This is a genomic window from Mesorhizobium sp. 2RAF21 (genome assembly GCF_052115345.1).
Lineage (GTDB): Bacteria > Pseudomonadota > Alphaproteobacteria > Rhizobiales > Rhizobiaceae > Mesorhizobium > Mesorhizobium terrae.
Genome location: NZ_JBFRGM010000025.1, coordinates 37,566 through 56,752 on the forward strand (window position 1 = coordinate 37,566; position 19,187 = coordinate 56,752).

Sequence of the window (19,187 nt, forward strand, 5' to 3'; positions counted from 1 at the left end):
CATTCTCCTTGTTGTGGCCTGTCAGCCGGTTGAAGTGGTTTCTTGTCCGGAGGCCGCGACCGGCGCGCCCTTGTGCGTAATGATCGGCGGCTTCGGCGAGCCCTTGCCCTGTTTCGTAGGACCACGGGTTGCCGGCGAAGACAGCGCCTCGAACTTCTCGCGCTTCAGCCGCACCTGGATCATGTGCGGGCAGCGGTGGTCGTCGTGGTAGAGTTCCTGGCAGTGCATGCAGTAGATGCACTCGTTGACGTTGATCTCGCCTTCGGGATGGATCGCCTGGACCGGGCACTCCTTGGCGCAGCGCTGGCAGGGCGAACCGCATTCGGGATAGCGCTTGAGCCACTCGAACATGCGGATACGGCCGGGAATTGCGAGCGCGGCGCCGAGCGGGCATAGGTACCGGCAGTAGAAGCGCTCGATGAACAGACCGGCCCCGAGCAGCGCCAGCGCAAAGACGACGAAGGGCCAGCCGCGCGCGAACTTCAGGATGATGGCGGTCTTGAATGGTTCGACCTCGGCATAGGTCTCGGCCAGCGCGACGGAATAGAGGGACAGGCCGAACAGGCCGAGGAAGATCATGTACTTGATCGGCCACAGCCGCTCGTGCAGGCCAAAAGGCAGCTTGACCTGCGGGATTTTCAGCCATTGGGCGAGGTTGTTGGTGAGTTCCTGCAAGGCACCGAACGGGCAAAGCCAGCCGCAGAAAGGTCCCCTGCCCCAGAACAGCAGGCCCGCCGCCACGGCCGCCCACAGGATGAAGATCAGCGGTGCGGCAAGGAAGAACTCCCAACTGAAGCCGGTGACCAGCGAATTGACGAAGGTCAGAACATTGACCACGGAAAGCTGGGCGTTGGCGTACCAGCCGAGCCACACCAGTGTGAACAGCAGGTAGCCGCGCCTGACCCAGGCGAACAGGCGCGGCCGGCTTACCAGCCAGTTCTGGAAGAAAAAGATGACGGTCAGGACCAGGAGAGCGGCGACGGTGACGCCGATCTTGACTGTGTTCAGCTTCCAGATCTTCACCCACAGGGGTTCTTCGTCGGCGGGGGCCTGCGCGGCTTTTCCGGCGGGCGCTTCGGATGCGGCAGCGGCCGGCGGCTGCTCGGGGGCGGGCTCGGCCGCCGGCGCCGCCTTCAGGTAGCGGGCTGGCAACGTGTAACCGAGATCGAAGGGCAAGGTCGCCTTGTCGCGCGCACCGAAGCTGCGCTGCACCAGCAGTTGCAATTCCCACGGCTCGGAAAGGTCGAGTGAGAATTCGTCCGGCACCGTGAACAGTGCGATCTCGCGCAGGTGCGGCGCGCCCTCGGCGGCGAGATCGCCGAGCCGCGTGTGGTTGCGGTCGCGGAAGCGCACGCCCTGGCCGTCCTGCATCAGTTCGATGCGGTCGAAGATGCCGCCCCGCACATAACCCGAGCCCTTGAAGGAATAGGCCCCGTCGCCGGCCACAACGATCGCCTGCTGACCGGGCTTCAGCTTCTTCTGCAACCGGTCGTAGACGACGTCGCCCAACAGGCTGCGGCCGATGGCGGGCACGCTGACCGGCGCGACATAGAGGTCGATGAAACGGTCGTCAGGGTTGCTCGTTTCCGCCCTTTCGGCCGCTTGATTCTGGCCGGCGTCGGCGAAAGCCTTGGTCACCTCGCCCACGGTAAGCCTGAGGCTGCGCACGGAGCCGTCGCCGACCAGCGTGTTCCAGTCGCTTGTCCCCGATCCGGCCATGTCCACGACCATGGCCGGTTTGGCGGAAGGGCCGGCAGCGCCTGCGCCCGTCTGGCCCAGACGGCCGCTGCGGATCAGCTTCACGGCCGAGCGCACCACACTGTCGCCCATCACCAGCACGGTGACCGTGGCGCCGCTGACGATGTCCACCTGCGGAAGCTGCTCCTGCCCCGCCGCGACCCGGCCGAGATCCTTGCCGATCAGCGAATTCAGCGCGGCGACGACCTTTTCCTGCGGGATGCCGATCAGCACGATCGGCTCCTTGTGCTCGACCAGCTTGATGCCGCGGATAATCCCCTTGACATCGATGCCGACCAAGATGCGTATCGGCTTGCCGGAGTAGCCGACTGCGCTGGAGAAATCGGTGTTGAGATAGGCGTAGCCGACCGCCTTGCCGTCGGACAGGACGGGAACGAGCGGCGGGCTGCCCTGGGCCGCGCCATAGGCGTCGGCGCCCTTAATCAGTTCGTTCGCCGGCGTGCCGGAAAGAAAGTGCTGCAGACTCTCGTCGGCCAGCGCATGCGCCGCCAAAAGAAAAAGCGACGACACCGCGACGAACACGAACGCCACGACACGCAGCGATGCGCAGCCGGCATGGCGCGACGCGGTGGCCCTCGTCCCGGGCATGAGCGTGTGTAACGGCATGCATTCCCTTCCGCCGGCCGCTCCTGGCGTGACCGGTCTCAGGGCGCACATGTCGATGATTTTGGCGGACGATTCTTTGATCCAACGCAAACGTAGATTCGGAAAGCGTCAGTATGTTGTGCGTCAGCGAAGAGGACCACCTGATGACCCGCCTGACATCTGAGCCGACGGCATCGATCCGCTCGATGGACGAACTTCTGGCTGTCGCCATGGCAATGGAAAAGGAATCTGCAGAACGATATGCCGCCTTGGGAGAGCGCATGCGAGCTGCCGGCCGCCAGGAACTGTCCGAAGTATTCGATCGTCTCGTGCGCGAAGAGACAAGTCATATCGAGATGGTCTCGGATTGGACCGAGCAGGTTTTGCATCATGCCCCAAGCCCTCCGGCTCACGGGGCGGACACCGAAGGTGTGTTTGACGATGAGAACCTGGAACTCGTAGCGCCCGAACTAATAGACGCCTATCGTTCGTGGGCCGTTGCGGTACGCAACGAGGAACGCGCCTTTGCCTTCTGGTCCTATGTCGCAGCGCATGGACCATCGCCGGAAATACGGCAGGCCGCCGAGCGAATGGCGCGCGAGGAGCTCGAGCATGCCAAAACGCTGCGACGCGAGCGACGGAAGGCCTTTTTCAAGCAACACCGCCCAGGGCGGGTCATCTGGGAAACCTGCGACTTGGCCAGCCTCGAAATGGAGGTCTGCACCCGTCTTGAGGAATATGCCGACATGAATGCGAACAAGAACAGGTACCGCGACCTCGCTCTTGAGGCGCGTATGATCTCACTCGATCTCGCATCGGACCCGCTCCAGGATCCCGCCCCGGTTGCCCCCACGCCGCCACGCTCGCTGGATGCGCTCTGCGAATGGCTGGCGGATTATTATATCGATGCCGGTGAACACCTGCTTTCGCAGGCGGCCCGGGATCGGGCGCAGGCTCTCGCGACCATCGCGGTAAAGCGTCTCGCCATTGTGAGAGATCTCGAGGGCGAATGAGCCGGAAGCCCCTCTTCCGTCAACTATTCCACAATTAAACCCCTGAACTCACGGCGCCAGCGTCCTGGGCTACCCGGCGCGTATTGCGCGCATGAAGCGCCGTCACTCCACCCTCCCGCAGGCGTGCCACGTCGCCCGTGTTTGCGCTTAAGCAAAGTTGACCATGGATGTCCGCTATAGAAGCAGCGCAACAAACAATTGTTGCAACGCAGAAAGGCATGACAATGAGACATATAACCTTCATCGCAACGGCTGTGGCTGCCATGATGGCAACCGGCGTAGCGAATGCGGCGGACCATCAGGTCCAACTTCTCAACAAGGGCGAACACGGCGTCATGGTTTTCGAGCCGAACTACATCGAAGCCGCTCCCGGCGATACCGTGACGTTCGTCCCGACCGACAAAGGCCACGATGCCGCCAGCATCGACGGGATGGTCCCGGAGGGCGCACAGTCCTTCAAGGGCGAGATCAGCAAGCCGATTACCGTCACGGTCGACAAGGAAGGCGTCTACGGCGTCAAATGCGTACCGCACTATGGTATGGGCATGGTGGCACTGATTGTCGTCGGCAAACCCGTGAACCTGGACCAGGCAAAGACAGCCAAGCAGCCCGGCAAGGCGAAAAAAGTCATGGCCGGGCTTCTCGAAAAGGCTGCAGGCGGCCATTGACCGGTCGATCGTTCTGACAGAAGGCTGCCTCGACGTTGTCTGGGGCAGCCCCGTCTCCAACTCCCGATTTCTTAAACGAAGCTTGCATGGCGATCCCGCGCACAAAGCCAGGGAACTACCCGGCCATTCTTTCTTACGGCTTCCGGCCTTTTTTCCTGCTTGGCGCGCTTAACGCTGGCACAGCGATCTTGTTCTGGTTGCCCTTGTTCTATGGGTTCCTGGATACCGCAAGCCTGTTCGCGCCCGTCGACTGGCACATTCACGAGATGCTGTTCGGCTATATCGCCGCAGTGGTGACCGGCTTCCTCCTGACCGCGATCCCGAACTGGACGGGCCGCCTGCCTGTGCAGGGCATGCCCCTACTGGTGCTCGTGCTTCTGTGGCTTGCCGGCCGCTTCGCAGTATTTTTCTCGGCGGACATCGGGTGGATCGCCGCTGCGGCTTTGGACGGCGCTTTCTTGCTCGCAGTCGCGGCTGCCGCGACGAGGGAAATTGTCGCCGGCCGAAATTGGCGCAACCTCAAGGTCCTTATTCCGCTCATCCTGCTGCTCGCAGCCAACCTCCTGTTCCACCTGGAAGCGCATTTCAACGGGCTGTCCGATTTCAGCCGGCGTCTCGGCATCGGCGCGGTGGTCCTCCTCATTATGATCATAGGCGGGCGCATCATTCCGAGCTTTACCCGAAACTGGCTCGTGCGGCGAAATCCAGGTCGGCTGCCTGTTCCAGTCGGGCGTTATGACACCGTTGTTATCGCGATCTCCGCTATCTCCCTGATCGCATGGACCGCTTTTCCCAATGGCGTGATTACAGGGGCAGCCTTGCTCACTTCCGCCTTGCTCAACGCCGTCCGCCTGGCCCGCTGGGCTGGCGATCGTACTTTGCGCGATCCGCTGGTGCTTATGCTGCATCTGGCCTATGTCTTCCTGCCTGTCGGACTTCTTTTTGCCGGCTTAGCAGCCATCTTACCGTCAGTTCCACTCGCCGCCGGTTTGCACGCCTTCGGCGTTGGCGCGATCGGGTGCATGACACTTGCGGTGATGATGCGCGCCACGCTTGGGCATACCGGGCGCGAACTGCGGGCAGGCGTGGATGGCTGTTCAATCTTCGCAGCGGTCCTGCTCGCCGGCGTTCTGCGCGTGTGCGCTGCTTTTCACCCCGCGCAGGAGATTTTGCTATACCTCTCCGCTGCCGCATGGTCGGCAGGCTTCCTCGGATATGTTGCGCTTTTCGGCGGCATGCTGTTGCGGTCGAAAGTGCGCGTCGGAGAGGATGAAGGTCGCGATCTACTCGTGCGAATGGTCGCGGGGAAGCGAAGTTGAAATCACCCAATCGTCCAATATGGGTTGTGCGGTAACTGTTGGAGCCGGGCGCACGACTTGTCGAGTCATCGGCTCCACGTTGCCCGGCGGACATCAGCTGGGAAGGGTGTGTAGTCGCGCGAGCGGATAGCCGTTCCCATCGAGGCGATTTCCGAGATCACGGCTCCTGAATGAATCTACCTACAGCAGTGATGGACCTGGCACATCGGCTCGGCGCCAGCCCCGAATTCTGCATCGCGGTCCGACTGACGCAATCCGGAACCATGCAGGATAAACCCGAAGCGCGCACAATGCATTTTTCGGCGGTCCAAAGGATTCTGCTGCAGCGTCCGGAATTCGAATGGACCGCCCGAACCGGTCCGCTCGGCCTTATTTCCGTGACGGATGCTCTGAAAGGAGGAGAACCGCATTTGGCGGTCTAAGCCCTCGGATGGATTCCCGTTGCGAGCGCTCCGCCCGACCCGCAAGTGGCGAAGGGCGAAATGATGCGATACCTGGCGGAACTTGCTTCGGCGCCGGACGCCATCCTGCAGAACCCGTATCTAGTTTGGCGAGTTCTTCACCAAGATAGGCTTTCCGTCTCTCTCGACTCAGGGTCGGCTCGTGCCGAGATTGAAATCGGCCTTGACCGCGAAGGCAGGATCTTTTCGGTTTTCGCGCCGGATCGCCCTCGCAAAGAAGATGCTCGCTTCGTCGAACGACCTTGGAGCGGCCGATTTTCCAACTACAGAAGACATGCGGGCCGATGGTTACCCTTCTCGGGCGAAGTGGGCTGGGAGTTGGGCGGAGAAGAATTCATCGCCTGGCGCGGAGAACTGACGAGTTGGTCATTCGAACGGTGAGCCTGACTGGAGAGTAGAGCCACGGCGGTCGGTATTTTGCTGGACGGAGCTTAAAATCGAGCCAGACACCGTCAACGATGGAGACTGCGTGCAAGGATACGCTTTCCATTATAGCTTAGCCTGCGCGCTTTGCTCGCAGCCATTTCAGCACGGCCATCGACGAAGGCGGATCGCGCACCAAGCGGATGCCGAGATTGTCTGGGGCCAGCCCGGCGGCACAACCACCGCTCTTGCCGTCGCGGATGAAGGTCGACATGTAGCCGCGGTGCCGGCCGTCTGCGACCCTCACGCCGCAATTCTCCACGCTCTGCTCGACAGTCGCGTCAGCCCTGAGGCCGGCGCTCATATAGCATGTCGACGTCCATTCCCAGACATTGCCGGCGATATCGAAGACGCCCTTGCTGTTGGCGCCGAAATGGCCGCGTGGCTCCGGCCGCGGGTCGCGCTCGGCCTTGCCTGCGGCCTCGCTGCGGTAGCGCGCCAGCCAGCGGGTGGCCGGATTGCCGTCGTCGATCAGGCCAAGCGCGTCGTCATGCAGCCGTTCGGCGGCGGCGAAGCTCCATTCCTCGTCGCTCGGCAGACGCCACGGCTCGCCGGTCCGGCCGGAGAGCCAGGCCGCGTAGGCTTGCGCGTCGCGATAGCTGACCCCGGTTACCGGCGTGTCGCCTGCGGCATTGCCGTCCGGCGTTTCACAGGCGCCGTCAGCGACGCAGCGCCCATAGTCGCCCGCGCTGACTTGGTACTTCATGACCTCGAAGCCGGCTCGAAACCTGACGGTGCGCGTCGGCGCGTCGACCGGTCGGCCGTTCCGAAGATATTCGCCGGGCAACCGAAAGGTAAATTCTCCCGGCACGATAGCGATGGTCTCGACCGGCGCAAGCTTGGCGGCGATCTGCGCGCGACCGGGATGCCGGACGATCGAAAGGCCGGATGTGGCCGCGGCGAGTGCCGTCGCAACGAAAGCGATGGTAGCCGGAACACGAGCTTTCATGATGGTGTCCATTCCAGGAAAAAGGCGGCCGCCGAACGTGCGACAGGCCGCCCCGCTTTCCCCGCTGCTCCTATCAGTAGCTGGCGATCGGTGCCGGCGCCCTGACCTGCGCCATGAGATCGTCGTTCCACTTGCCTTCCACCATGATGTGGGCGGTGGCGCCGAGTTCGGCGGCCTCGATGAGGTTATGGTTCACGTAGGCGTAGATGCCCGGCTGCAGGAAGGTATAGAGCGCCGCTCCCGCCGATCCACCGCGCACGAACCAGGTTTCCAGATCCTTGGCCGGCGGGTTGGCGAACTTGCCCTGCTCCCATACATGGTCGCCATGACCACCGATGATGTGCGGGCGCGTGTCGCGATTGGCCTGCGAATGCACGAACAGAACCGTCTCGCCGACGTTGGCCTTCATCGCATTGTCGCCGGTGAGCGCTCCCACCTTGCCGTTGAAGACGACGTGGGTGGGGATCAGCCCGCGCATCACCTTCAGCGTCTCGTCGTAGCTGTCGCCGAGGGAGTCGAACTTCTTGAACTTCCCATTCTCGTCGCGTGGAATGTAGAACTCGTTCTCGCCGACATAGTAGATGCGGTCGTACTTCAAAGGCTTGCCCGCCTCGTCCTTCAGGCCATCGCGAGGCAGCACCATCACCGTGCCGCTCATGCCCGACACAACATGCCAGGGGATCATCCCCGCAGGCGCGCAATGATAGACGAAGGTGCCGGCTCTCGTCGCCTTGAAGCGGATCGTCGCCTGCTCGCCGGGGTTGACGTCCAGCAGCTTGGCGCCGCCGAGCGCGCCCGTGGCGGCGTGGAAGTCGACATTGTGCGGCATCTCGTTCGTTTCGGGGTTGACCAGCGTCAGTTCGAGGTAGTCGCCCTCGTGCACCACCATCATCGGCGCAGGGATCGATCCGTTGTAGGTCATGGCCTGCATGGTCGTGCCGTCATCGTCGATGACCATCGGCTGCTCCTTGACCGTCAACTGGAACTCGACGACCTTCGGGCCGCCAATGGCGACCTGCTGATGTTCATGAACGAAAGGCGGCGCGACCAGCGTGACCTTCTCGCGCGGTAGGGTTGAAATGTCTCCCGCCCGCACCTCGGCCAAAACCGGAGTTGCCGCCATGGCGGCGAACAAGGCGGCCGTCGCCGCGCCGGCGGCGGTACCCAAGAGAGCTTCGCGTCTGGTCAACATCTCAAATCTCCTTCGTGAAGTTGCCCGTTGCTATGGCTGGGAGAATAATTGTTGCAGCGCACTCTTCTTTGATGCGGCGCAAAATACTTGCTCGATTCAATCGGAGAAATGGATGCGACGAGGAACCGCGCGGAAAACGCCGCAGCCCGGACCGCTTGCAGCGACCGGCGTGCGCATGACATGCTAGGCTGCACTCGCAGACCAAATTGTGGAAGAATCGGAACGCATAATGAGTCGCCTCGATCGCTCACTGATCGCCCATATGGCGCCATTCGAGGGTTTGAACCCGACGGAACTCGACCGCATGATCGGTCAGGCGCGTGCGTTGCGCATTACAAAGGACCACGCGGTCTTCGACCAGGAACAAGATGCGCATTCGTTCTTTCTTTTGTTGGACGGATATGTACGCGTCATCAAGACCACGCCTGACGGCGAAGAAGTCACCGTGCGCTATATCAGCCCAGGCGAACTGATGGGAATCGCGAGCGCGCTCGGGCGCACGACCTATCCAGCCAGCGCCATCGCCGTCGTTGATTGCGTGGCGCTGGCGTGGCCGAGTGGCATGTGGTCGGAATTTGCTTCGGCTTTCCCGAATTTCGGCGCCAACACTTACCGGACCGTCGGCAACAGGCTGCAGGATGCCCATGCGCGCGTGGTCGAGATGTCAACGGAGCAGGTCGATCAGCGGGTTGCCCACGCCTTGCTCAAACTCGTGCGCCAGTCAGGCAAACGGACGGAAGAGGGCTTTCTGATCGACTTTCCGCTTTCGCGGCAAGATATTGCGGAAATGACCGGCACGACCTTGCATACGGTCAGCCGCCTTCTCACGGCCTGGGAGGAACAGGGCCTGGTAAGAAGCGGACGTCAGAAGGTGACTGTAGTCGAGCCGCATCGCCTGCTTATGCTCGCTGAAGGCCGGACGGAGAAGACATAACCGCCCTCGATTTCGTTTTGGAAGAGACCTCTGCTTCCAGCGCACGGCGTAACGCCACCTCATCCAGCTCGTGCTCGCGCGCAGCCTCTGCAAGCGTATGAAAGGGGGCGATTGGACAGCCAACACACAGCATGCCGCTACGAAGGACCACACGGATGGTTGCCGGCCATCTGCGCATGATCTCGTCCATCGTCATGTCGCGGTCAAAGAGGCTTCCCATTTTCGCTATCCTGGTCAAAGCAATGCACACTTTAGCGAAGGGACGCAGAAGATCGTTGCGTATCGACAAACTCCGCAGGGAGATCCCGGTCAGCCTCGCCGTATCACAATTCGATAGTGCCCTTCGGGATCGAAAGAGCCACGCCACAGATGACCACGCGACTCAAGTTCCTTGAACAAAAACAGCGGCTCGCGCGGCAGGAGCGCCGCCAGCGTCTGCCCAGGCGATAGAGTCTCGACGCCTTCGAGTGTCCTAACCATTGGTTCGGGCGGATCGAGATCGCAATTGTTAAGTTCTATGACGGGTTCAGGCCAAGCTTCGTCTGCCTTGTCGACCCTATTGTTTGCCGACTCGGCTTGTGAAGCCTCGCCGCCGGACTGACTGTCGGTCGGCGTGAAGATCACCTCCCAGTCGCCGTTGCCGATCTCGCGTGCCGTAGGCTCGAAACCGCGGCTGCCGAGAACATGAAACAGCGGAATCGGCTTGAAGGTCGCCAGCAGTCGCAGGCTCTGGCCGGGAGCAAGCGCGTCCACCGCCTGCATGACGGCGAGGAAAGGCTCCCCGCCTTCCCGAAGGATCGGCCGGACGTCGAGTTCGTAGTGGGGTTGGGTCATTGCTGTCTCCGGTTCGTCTGTCGTCACTATGGACTGGGAAGGAAAAGGCGCGGCCGGGACGTCCCGTCGGGCAGGCGCTTGCCGTCCTCCACATTGTAGAGGCGGCGCGCCAGAACAAGCTCGACGACAATGGCCAGCGTCGCGAGCAGTGTCGCGCCGGCTGCGAGACGGAATACGTCAGGCTGGTTGACGAGCAGGGCTCCCGTGCCGCTCAGCACGCCGAGGAAATAAAGCGCGAACCAGACGCGGTCTCGCCGCTCCACAACGAGATCCTGCACGCGCGGCGTCGGCTTTTTTCCCATGACCGGACCGTAGCATTCCAGCCACGTCAGGAACGGCACGATTTTGTAGAGTTGCGAGAGACCGAGTCCGGACAGCCAGCCGAACGCGACGAGGTAGAGAAGCGCACCGACGTGCTGACCCAACGTCCCGGTCGCAAGAAGCGCAAGCAGCAATAGCGCCGACAATATCAGAGCAAGGAAGGCGCCCTGGGCGGCACGGCTGTTCAATTCAATGACACGGCGCTTGCGATGACGATAGAAGAAGGCGAGATCGACACCGTAGAGGATAAGGGAGACCAATCCCAGCGTCGCGGCTAACCCGGTCGCCGTGTCGGGTGCCGCCGTGAAACCCGTCTTTTCAACAAGGGCGACGATCGGCGAGGCCAAGGCGATCAGGACCAGGGCGGCGATCCCGCTCCACCAGACCACCCGGCTGCTGGCGCGCTCTCCATCCGGTGACAGCATGAACATGGGCAGCAGGCGATAGGAGACGCCGATCGCGGTGAATGTCAGCCATCCGCCAAGCCCGACCGCGATATGGACGGGGAGCGCGTGGGCCCGAAAGTCGAGCCCCGCCAGCGCAGGCAGAAAGCCCGAAAGCAGCAACGCGAAAAGCGTACCGAGTGTCACGGTGACGAGCACGCAAACCAGACCCGCGGCGACGAAACGCGCCGGAAGAGTCAGGTTCGCGCGCACTAGCGTGCCGACGAGTACGCCGACGACGAGCAGGAAACCCGCCGGCAGGAGCATGCCCGCGACGGCGAGCAGCGGAAGGTCGGTGTCGATCGTGCCCGCCAGCTGCAGGAACCCGGCCAGAAGGAAGGCGAGCCCGCTCAAAAGGCACATCAGCGCCGGCAGCACCAGCCGTCCCCCGCGTAGCGGCTGCGCGATCAGCACCGGCACGAACTGGAACAGCGCCCCGCACATCAAAAGGCTGAGCCACCCGATCGTGACCATGTGAACGAGGATTAGCGTCTCGGGCGCCTCAGCCGGCACCGCGGGAAAGCCGTATCCGGCGATCATCAGCACCTGGGTGCCGACAAGGAAGGCCAGGGCTGCTGTGAAATACGACATTGTCCAGCGCGATAGCGCGGTGCCCATCATAGCCGTTTCCTCGCATCGCCTTCCATGATGGACGGCGCGTCAAAACCATCGAGACGTCGCCAGGGACGTTTCGGCGGCCGGCCTGGGCGACGCCATTAGGCACCGGCCTTTACCCGACGAACGCCCGCGCTGAAGGATATTCGTTGAAGATATCCCATCGGGCTGGCTTGGCCCGAACTCTAGCCGCCTCACCTCGCTCGACTTTGTTTAAGCGCAAACTTCTTCACCAGCGAAGTGGTTTCCGTTCGCCGGTTTGCGGGCCTTACTGCACCAGCGGCGATTCGCTCGCCTCGAGCTGAACCCCCTCGATCTCGGCCTGTCCGGCGAGAACGCAGACATACTGGCGCAGCGCTTTTTCCTCTACGCGGGATCGAAGCCGCGCGGCGATCTGTTCCTGGACGACGTCGAACGGCAGCCTGTGGCCCGGAATGCGCTGGTCGACGGCGACGATGTGGAAACCGTAGCGCGTCTTGACGAGATCGCGCAGGATTCCCGAAGCTCCGAACTTGAAAAGAGCTTTTTCGAACTCGGGCACCATGTCGCCGCGGCTGACCTGGCCGAGATTGCCACCCTGCTCGCCGGACGGGCAGTTCGACAGTTCGGCGGCCATGGCGGCGAAGCGGTCCGGCTCGGCAAGCAGCGTGTTCAGCGCTTCTTCGGCGCGCGCTCGCATCTGTGGCACGTTCACCTGCGGCGTCACCTGGAACAGGATGTGGCGAGCATGGACGAGATCGCCGCTCTCGAACTCGGTTGGATTCTGCTCGTAGTAGCGGCGGCACTCGGCCTCGGTGGGAACCGGCGTCGCCACTTCCTTCTCCAGCAGCGCCTCGATCGCACCGTCGATCTCTGCTTCGTCCTCGACAGCCGCGTCAAGCAGGCCGACCTCCACCGCCCGTTGCCGCAGGAGTTCGCGCGCGGCGACGAATTCTGGCGGGGCATCGGCCCCGACCGCCACCGCCATGCCGTTCACCGACAGAATCATGGCCGTGTCGGTTCCTCGGCGCGGGTCTTCGGCGTGCGCACGATCTGGTAGGGCCGGAACAGGTAGGAGAGCGCCCCTGCCCCGCTCCAGATATGGATCATGCGTGTGAACGGCGAGACCAGGAACAGCGTGAAGCCGAGCAGGATGTGCAGCTTGTAGGTCAACGGCACGCCCACCATCAGGGCTGCCGCTCCGCCGTCGAGGGTGACGATGCCCTTGACGTAGCCGGTCAGAGTCTCGAACAACTCGCCATCCATGTGGAAGGCCGACAGCGGCACGGTGAGCAGGCCGAGCAGAAGCTGCAGCCATAGCATCAGGGTAATGGCGATATCCCATTTGCGGCTATTGAGCCGGATGCGCGGATCGGAAAGGCGCCGGTGGATGAGGATCGTCAGGCCGACAATGGCGGTCAGCCCGGCGATGCCGCCCACCACCATCGCCAGCAGCTGGTGGGCGACCGGCGACAGCGCCCAGTCCACCGCCCAGTGCGGCGCCAGGAAGCCGGCGAAATGGCCGAGAATGACGACGATGACGCCGTAGTGAAAGAGGTTTGAGCCAAGGCGCAGTTCGCGCTTGCGCAACATCTGCGAGGAATCGCTTTTCCAGGTGTAGGGCTCGCGATCGAAGCGGATGAGGCTACCAATCAGCAGCACGACGAGGCAGATATAGGGGTAGACCCCGAACAACAGCGTGTTGACGTAGGAATTGGTGAGCATGAGGAGCCTCCTTCCCTATCAGGCCGTGGAACCGCCGCCGGATGGGCCGGCGTCGGCAAAGGCGGGCCGTTCGGCCCAGTCGCGGTCGAGCATATCCGCCGGTTCCCGGACCGGCTTCACGTCCACTGCCTCCAGCGGCTTCTCGCCGGCGATGACGAGAAGCGCCTGCGGCACGGCCGCATAGCGGCTCTGTCGCGCCAATAGCGAGCGGGCGATGGAGGCCAGGATCTTGGCGCAGTCGGCGAGCATATCGCGGGCCTCCGCCATGTCGCGCTGGCTCAGATATTCCAGCACCACCGGCAGATAATCGGGCAATTCCGAAGCAGTCAGTTCGAAACCAGCTCCGGCGTAGAGCGCCTTCAGCTCGACCATGGCGGCACCCCGGTCGCGGCCGTCGCCATGCAGGTGCTCGAACAGATGCAGCGAAAGCGCCCGGCCGCGGTCGAAGAGATCGACATAGCGTTCTTCCGCTACCAGCAGGTCGCCCTCGCCAATCTCGGCGACCAGGGCAAGCAGCGCCTTGCGCTCTGCTGGGCCGACGAGCTTCGAGGCGCGTATCACCCCGGCGATCTCGGGCAGCGCCTGGCGCATCTCGGCGCTCGGATAGGACAACAGCGCGCTGAACGCCTTGAAGATCAGCATCGCCATGCCCTCACGTATCCAGCGGCCGGAACGGGGTGAGCTTGCGCCGCCCCATCTTGCCGCCGAACAGCGAGGAATGCGGCGGGCCGTAGTCGCAGCCGTTGCCAAAGGTGAAACCGCACGAGCCCTTCAGGCCGTAAGCATCCTCCGCCTCCTCGCGGTGGCTGGTCGGAATGACGAAGCGGTCTTCATAGTTGGCGATGGCGAGGTAGCGGTGCATGTCCTCGACCTGTGCCTTCGACAGCTCGGCCTGCGCCAGCACGGCTGCACCGTCGCCCTCGCCCAACTGCCGCTGGCGGAAGTAGATGCGCATCGCCAATAGCCGCTCGAGCGCCGAGACGATTGGAGCCTCGGCGCCGGCAGTAAGCAGATTGGCGAGGTAGCGCACCGGTATGCGAAGCGAACGAACGTCCGGGATCTCGCCGATCGTGTCGATGGCACCGGCATTGGCGTGAGACTGGATCGGTGATAGCGGCGGCACGTACCAGACCATCGGCAGCGTGCGGTATTCCGGATGCAGCGGGAAGGCAATCTTCCAATCCACCGCCATTTTGTAGGCCGGCGAGCGCTTAGCCGCCTCGATCCAGTTATCGGCGATGCCGTCCGCACGGGCCTGTTCCACCACTGCCGGATCGTTGGGGTCGAGGAACAGCTTGAGCTGTGCCTCGTAAAGGTCCTGTTCGTCCTCGACCGAGGCCGCCTTCTCGATGCCGTCGGCATCGTAAAGCAGCACACCGAGATAGCGGATGCGGCCGACGCAGGTTTCCGAGCAGACCGTCGGCTGGCCGGCCTCGATGCGCGGATAGCAGAAGATGCACTTCTCCGCCTTTCCCGAGGTCCAGTTGTAGTAGATCTTCTTGTAGGGGCAGCCCGACACGCACATGCGCCAACCCCGGCACTTGTCCTGGTCGATGAGGACAATGCCGTCCTCCTCACGCTTGTAGATCGAGCCGGACGGGCAGGAGGCGACGCAACTTGGATTGAGGCAGTGCTCGCATAGCCTCGGCAGGTACATCATGAAGGTGTTCTCGAATTGGCCGTAGATATCCTTCTGCACCGCCTCGAAATTGTAGTCCTGGCTTCGCTTGTCGAACTCGCCGCCCAGGATTTCCTCCCAGTTCGGCCCCCACTCGATCTTCTCCATCGGCCTTCCGGTGACGAGCGACAGCGGCCGCGCCACCGGCGCGGTCGGCAGTTCGGGCGCCTTTTGCAGGTGCTCGTAGTCGAAGGTGAAGGGTTCGTAGTAGTCGTCGATCTCGGGCAGGTTCGGATTGGCGAAGATGTTGGCGAGCACGGCCAGCTTGCCGCCCTGCTTCGGCACGATCTTGCCGTTCTTCCTGCGCTTCCAGCCGCCCTTCCAGCGCTCCTGGTTCTCCCAGTCCTTGGGATAGCCGATGCCGGGCTTGGTCTCGACGTTGTTGAACCAGGCGTATTCCATGCCCTGCCGCGAGGTCCACACCTGCTTGCAGGTCACGGAGCAGGTATGGCAGCCGATGCACTTGTCGAGATTGAGCACCATCGCGATCTGCGCGCGGATCTTCATGATGCGGCCTCCTCGGCAACCGGATCGACGGGATTGGAATGGTCGAGCCATTCGACCTTGGCGAGCTTGCGGACCACCACGAACTCGTCGCGGTTGGAGCCGACGGTGCCGTAGTAGTTGAAGCCGTAGGAAAGCTGCGCGTAGCCGCCGACCATGTGGGTGGGCTTCAAGACCGTGCGCGTCACCGAATTGTGGATGCCGCCGCGCTGGCCGGTGATCTGCGAGCCCGGCACGTTCACGATTTTCTCCTGCGCGTGGTACATCATGCACATGCCTTCCTGCACACGCTGGCTGACCACGGCGCGCGCAGCGATCGCGCCGTTCAGGTTGAACAGCTCGATCCAGTCGTTGTCGACGATACCGGCCTGTTTCGCATCCGTCTCCGACAGCCACACGATCGGGCCGCCGCGCGAAAGCGTCAGCATGATGAGGTTGTCGGTGTAGGTGGAATGGATGCCCCATTTCTGGTGCGGGGTGATGAAGTTGAGGACGATCTCGGTTTCGCCGTTCGCCTTCTTGCCGAGCATGGCGGCGGCCGTGCGCGTGTCGATGGGCGGCCGATAGACGGCGAAGCTCTCGCCGAAGTCGCGGAACCAGCGGTGGTCCTGGTAGAACTGCTGGCGGCCGCTGATCGTGCGCCAAGGGATCAGCTCGTTCACATTGGTGTAGCCGGCCGTGTAGGAGACGTGCTCGCTCTCGATGCCCGACCAGGTCGGGGAGGAGATGATCTTGCGCGGCTGCGCCTGGATATCGCGGAACCGGATCTTCTCATCCTCGCGCGTCTCGGCGAGATGCGCGTGATCGCGCCCGGTGATTTTCCCCAGCGCCTCCCATGCCTTGACCGCCACTTCGCCGTTCGTTTCCGGCGCGAGGTACATGATGGTTTCGGCGGCATCGATGTCGGTATCGATACGCGGCCGCCCGTCGGTCGGGCCGCCGTCGTTCACGCGATGGTTCAGCGCCCCAAGTCCCTTCACCTCGGCCTCGGTGTTCCACGAAATGCCCTTGCCGCCGTTGCCGAGCTTGTCGGCGAGCGGCCCGAGCGCGGTATAGCGCCGATACGTATTAGGATAGTCACGCTCGACGACCGTGATCTGCGGCGCGGTCACGCCGGGCACGAGGTCGCATTCGCCCTTCTTCCAGTCCTGCACCTCGAAGGGCTGGGCGATCTCGGCCGGAGTGTCGTGCTGGATCGGGGTGAGCACCACGTCGCGCTCGACGCCGAGATGGCCCTCGGCCAGTTCGGAAAAGCGTTTGGCGATGGTCTTGTAGGTTTCCCAGTCGCTTTTCGCCTCCCATACCGGGTCCACCGCCGCCGACAGCGGGTGGATGAAGGGATGCATGTCGGAGGTGTTCAGGTCGTTCTTCTCGTACCAGGTGGCGGTCGGCAGCACGATGTCGGAGTAGAGGCAACTCGTCGACATGCGGAAATCGAGCGTGACGACGAGGTCGAGCTTGCCTTCCGGCGTCGGATCGCGCCATTCGACCTCGGTCGGCTTCTCGAGCCCTTCCTCGCCGAGGTCCTTTCCCTGCAATCCGTGACGGGTGCCGAGGAAATGGCGTAGGAAGTACTCGTGGCCCTTGCCCGACGAGCCGAAAAGGTTCGACCTCCAGATGAACAGGTTGCGCGGGAAGTTGACCGGGTTGTCGGGGTCTTCGCAGGCCATAGCGAGCCGGCCGGACTTCAGGCCGGCGACGACATGGTTCTTGACATCGACGCCGGCCTTTTCGGCTTCCGCCGCCAGCGTCAGCGGGTTGACGTTGAGCTGCGGCGCCGAAGGCAGCCAGCCCATGCGCTCGGCCCGGACGTTGAGGTCGATCATCGAGCCCCGATAGGACGCGGGATCGGCAAGCGGCGACAGCAGTTCCGAGACGTCCAGCTTCTCGTAGCGCCATTGGTCGGAGTGGGCATAAAAGAACGAGGTTCCGCACATATGGCGAGGTGGCCTGACCCAGTCGAGCGCGAAGGCAAGCATCGTCCAGCCGGTCTGCGGCCTCAGCTTCTCCTGTCCGACATAATGCGCCCAGCCGCCGCCGGAGACGCCGATGGTCCCGCATAACATCAGCATGTTGATGATGGAGCGGTAGCCCATGTCCTGGTGGTACCAGTGGTTCATGCCCGCGCCGATGATGACCATCGAGCGGCCCTTGGTCTTGTCCGCGTTCTTGGCGAAGCCGCGTGCCACGTCGATGGCGTGCGCGGCAGAAACGCCGGTGATCATCTCCTGCCAGGCGGGTGTATAGGGCACGTTGTCGTCGAAGCTTTTCGCACAATCGCCGCCGAGACCGCGGTCCAGCCCGTAATTGGCGCAAAGCAGATCGAAGACGCTTGCCACGTAGCTTTCCCCGTCGGCGAGCTTTATGCGACGCACCGGCACGTTGCGGACCAGCACATCGCCGCCCTGGTCGTTGCCGGTAAAATGCGGATGCGGCGTTCCGCCGAAATAGGGGAAGGCAACCGCCGCCACGGCGTCCCGTCGGTCGATCAGGCTGAGCCCCAGCCGCACGTCTGCGCCGGTCTCGCCGTCCTTCTCTTGCAGATTCCAGCGGCCCCGGGGTTCGCCGTCCGCCGGCCAGCGATAGCCGATGGAACCCTGCGGCACGACGAGGTCGCCGCTTTCCTCGGCGACCGCCACCGTCTTCCAGTCGGCGCGGCCGGAAGCAGACGCCTTGCGACGCCCTCTCTTTTCACCGGCAAGGTCGCTCTGGCGCAGATAGCGATCGGGCACGAAACGGTCGCCGTCTTTCCTCAGCCGCACCAGCATCGGCAGATCAGTCAGGCGGCGGCAGTAATCCTCGAAATAGGGCGTCTTGCGGTCGAGGAAGAATTCCTTGAGCACGACATGGCCCATGGCCATGGCGAGCGCGGCATCCGTGCCCTGCTTGGGATGCAGCCAAAGGTCGGAAAGCTTCGCCACCTCGGAATAATCCGGCGTGACGGCCACGACATTGGTGCCGTTGTAGCGTGCCTCGACGAAGAAATGCGCGTCGGGCGTGCGCGTCTGCGGCACGTTGGAGCCCCAGGCGATGATGTAGCCGGAATTGTACCAGTCGGCCGATTCCGGCACGTCGGTCTGCTCGCCCCAGGTCTGCGGGGAGGACGGCGGCAGATCGCAATACCAGTCGTAGAAGGAAAGCAGCGTGCCGCCGATGAGGCTCAGATAGCGCGCGCCGGAAGCGTATGACACCATCGACATGGCCGGGATCGGCGAGAAGCCGACGACGCGGTCGGGACCGAAGGTCTTCACCGTGTGCACGTTGGCGGCGGCGATGATCTCGGTGGCCTCTTCCCAGGTAGAGCGCACGAAGCCGCCGCGCCCACGGATCGCCTTGTAGGCTTTCGCCGTCTTCTCGTCGGCGGTGATGGCGGCCCACGCCTCGACGGGTCCGAGCGTCTTGCGCGCCTCGCGCCACGCCTTGACCAGGCGGCCGCGCACCATCGGATATTTGATGCGGCTGGCGCTGTAGAGATACCAGCTATAGGACGCGCCGCGCGAGCAGCCGCGCGGCTCGTGGTTGGGCATGCCCGGCCGCGTACGCGGATAGTCGGTTTGCTGCGTCTCCCAAGTGACGACGCCGCTCTTGACGTAGATCTTCCATGAGCACGACCCGGTGCAGTTCACGCCGTGGGTGGAACGCACGATCTTGTCGTGCTGCCAGCGCTGCCGGTAGCCCTCCTCCCACATGCGGTCCTCGTCCCGCAACTCGCCATGGCCGTCGGCAAAGGATTCGCGTCGCCTGGAGAGGTAGGTGAGGCGTTCGAGGAAGTGGCTCATCTGGCTA

At 63.1% G+C, this 19,187-nt stretch carries 15 protein-coding genes and 1 pseudogene; 5 read left to right on the forward strand and 11 right to left on the reverse strand.

The window, feature by feature from the left end; all coding sequences use genetic code 11:
• Nucleotides 1-21: 21 nt before the first annotated feature.
• Nucleotides 22-2,364: a 4Fe-4S binding protein gene (locus tag AB4136_RS28875; protein ID WP_441931954.1), complete on the reverse strand. Its 2,343-nt coding sequence runs from the start codon at nucleotides 2,362-2,364 to the stop codon at nucleotides 22-24.
• A 143-nt stretch (nucleotides 2,365-2,507) separates the two neighbouring features.
• On the opposite strand from AB4136_RS28875, the gene AB4136_RS28880 reads away from it, so the two are divergent.
• The 4 genes and pseudogenes from AB4136_RS28880 (at nucleotide 2,508) to AB4136_RS28895 (ending at nucleotide 6,185) form a co-directional block, all read left to right on the forward strand.
• On the forward strand, nucleotides 2,508-3,356 hold the full coding sequence (locus tag AB4136_RS28880) for a ferritin-like domain-containing protein (RefSeq protein WP_171021004.1): 849 nt from the start codon (nucleotides 2,508-2,510) through the stop codon (nucleotides 3,354-3,356).
• Between the two features lie 224 nt (nucleotides 3,357-3,580).
• Entirely contained in the window at nucleotides 3,581-4,024 is a 444-nt protein-coding gene (locus AB4136_RS28885) for a pseudoazurin (RefSeq protein WP_137901520.1), read from the forward strand.
• Between the two features lie 86 nt (nucleotides 4,025-4,110).
• Entirely contained in the window at nucleotides 4,111-5,343 is a 1,233-nt protein-coding gene (locus AB4136_RS28890; RefSeq protein WP_137901475.1) for an NnrS family protein, read from the forward strand.
• A gap of 170 nt (nucleotides 5,344-5,513) precedes the next feature.
• A pseudogene (locus tag AB4136_RS28895) lies at nucleotides 5,514-6,185 on the forward strand (DUF6544 family protein).
• 115 nt (nucleotides 6,186-6,300) lie between these two features.
• Here the strand turns inward: AB4136_RS28895 and AB4136_RS28900 are convergent.
• Both AB4136_RS28900 and nirK read right to left on the reverse strand, forming a co-directional pair.
• On the reverse strand, nucleotides 6,301-7,176 hold the full coding sequence (locus AB4136_RS28900) for an SUMF1/EgtB/PvdO family nonheme iron enzyme (RefSeq protein WP_137901473.1): 876 nt from the start codon (nucleotides 7,174-7,176) through the stop codon (nucleotides 6,301-6,303).
• Nucleotides 7,177-7,249: 73 nt separating this feature from the next.
• The gene (gene nirK / locus AB4136_RS28905; RefSeq protein WP_137901472.1) at nucleotides 7,250-8,368 is read right to left on the reverse strand and encodes a copper-containing nitrite reductase; all 1,119 of its coding nucleotides are present in this window, start codon (nucleotides 8,366-8,368) and stop codon (nucleotides 7,250-7,252) included.
• A gap of 229 nt (nucleotides 8,369-8,597) precedes the next feature.
• Here nirK and AB4136_RS28910 point away from each other — a divergent pair, with 229 nt between their 5' ends.
• Nucleotides 8,598-9,302, forward strand: a complete 705-nt coding sequence (locus AB4136_RS28910) for a Crp/Fnr family transcriptional regulator (RefSeq protein ID WP_137901471.1) — start codon at nucleotides 8,598-8,600, stop codon at nucleotides 9,300-9,302.
• Here the strand turns inward: AB4136_RS28910 and AB4136_RS28915 are convergent.
• From AB4136_RS28915 to AB4136_RS28950, 8 genes are all read right to left on the reverse strand, one after another.
• Complete coding sequence (locus tag AB4136_RS28915) at nucleotides 9,268-9,522, reverse strand: DUF1858 domain-containing protein (protein ID WP_137901470.1); 255 nt, start codon at nucleotides 9,520-9,522, stop codon at nucleotides 9,268-9,270. The two genes, AB4136_RS28910 and AB4136_RS28915, sit on opposite strands and share 35 nt — an antisense overlap.
• Nucleotides 9,523-9,611: 89 nt before the next feature.
• A complete protein-coding gene (locus tag AB4136_RS28920) occupies nucleotides 9,612-10,136 on the reverse strand; it encodes a DUF2249 domain-containing protein (protein ID WP_137901469.1) in 525 nt (174 codons plus the stop codon).
• A 26-nt stretch (nucleotides 10,137-10,162) separates the two neighbouring features.
• On the reverse strand, nucleotides 10,163-11,521 hold the full coding sequence (locus AB4136_RS28925) for a hypothetical protein (RefSeq protein ID WP_441931957.1): 1,359 nt from the start codon (nucleotides 11,519-11,521) through the stop codon (nucleotides 10,163-10,165).
• Between the two features lie 262 nt (nucleotides 11,522-11,783).
• Nucleotides 11,784-12,503 carry a peptidylprolyl isomerase gene (locus tag AB4136_RS28930; protein WP_137901461.1) on the reverse strand — a complete coding sequence of 240 codons (720 nt, stop codon included), beginning with the start codon at nucleotides 12,501-12,503 and terminating at the stop codon, nucleotides 11,784-11,786.
• The gene (narI, locus tag AB4136_RS28935) at nucleotides 12,500-13,219 is read right to left on the reverse strand and encodes a respiratory nitrate reductase subunit gamma (protein ID WP_137901460.1); all 720 of its coding nucleotides are present in this window, start codon (nucleotides 13,217-13,219) and stop codon (nucleotides 12,500-12,502) included. The genes AB4136_RS28930 and narI overlap by 4 nt, the downstream gene beginning before the upstream one ends.
• 18 nt (nucleotides 13,220-13,237) lie before the next feature.
• Nucleotides 13,238-13,867: a nitrate reductase molybdenum cofactor assembly chaperone gene (gene narJ, locus AB4136_RS28940; RefSeq protein ID WP_137901459.1), complete on the reverse strand. Its 630-nt coding sequence runs from the start codon at nucleotides 13,865-13,867 to the stop codon at nucleotides 13,238-13,240.
• 4 nt (nucleotides 13,868-13,871) lie between these two features.
• Nucleotides 13,872-15,404: a nitrate reductase subunit beta gene (narH, locus tag AB4136_RS28945; RefSeq protein WP_137901458.1), complete on the reverse strand. Its 1,533-nt coding sequence runs from the start codon at nucleotides 15,402-15,404 to the stop codon at nucleotides 13,872-13,874.
• Complete coding sequence (locus AB4136_RS28950; protein ID WP_137901457.1) at nucleotides 15,401-19,180, reverse strand: nitrate reductase subunit alpha; 3,780 nt, start codon at nucleotides 19,178-19,180, stop codon at nucleotides 15,401-15,403. The genes narH and AB4136_RS28950 overlap by 4 nt, the downstream gene beginning before the upstream one ends.
• Nucleotides 19,181-19,187 lie beyond the last annotated feature (7 nt).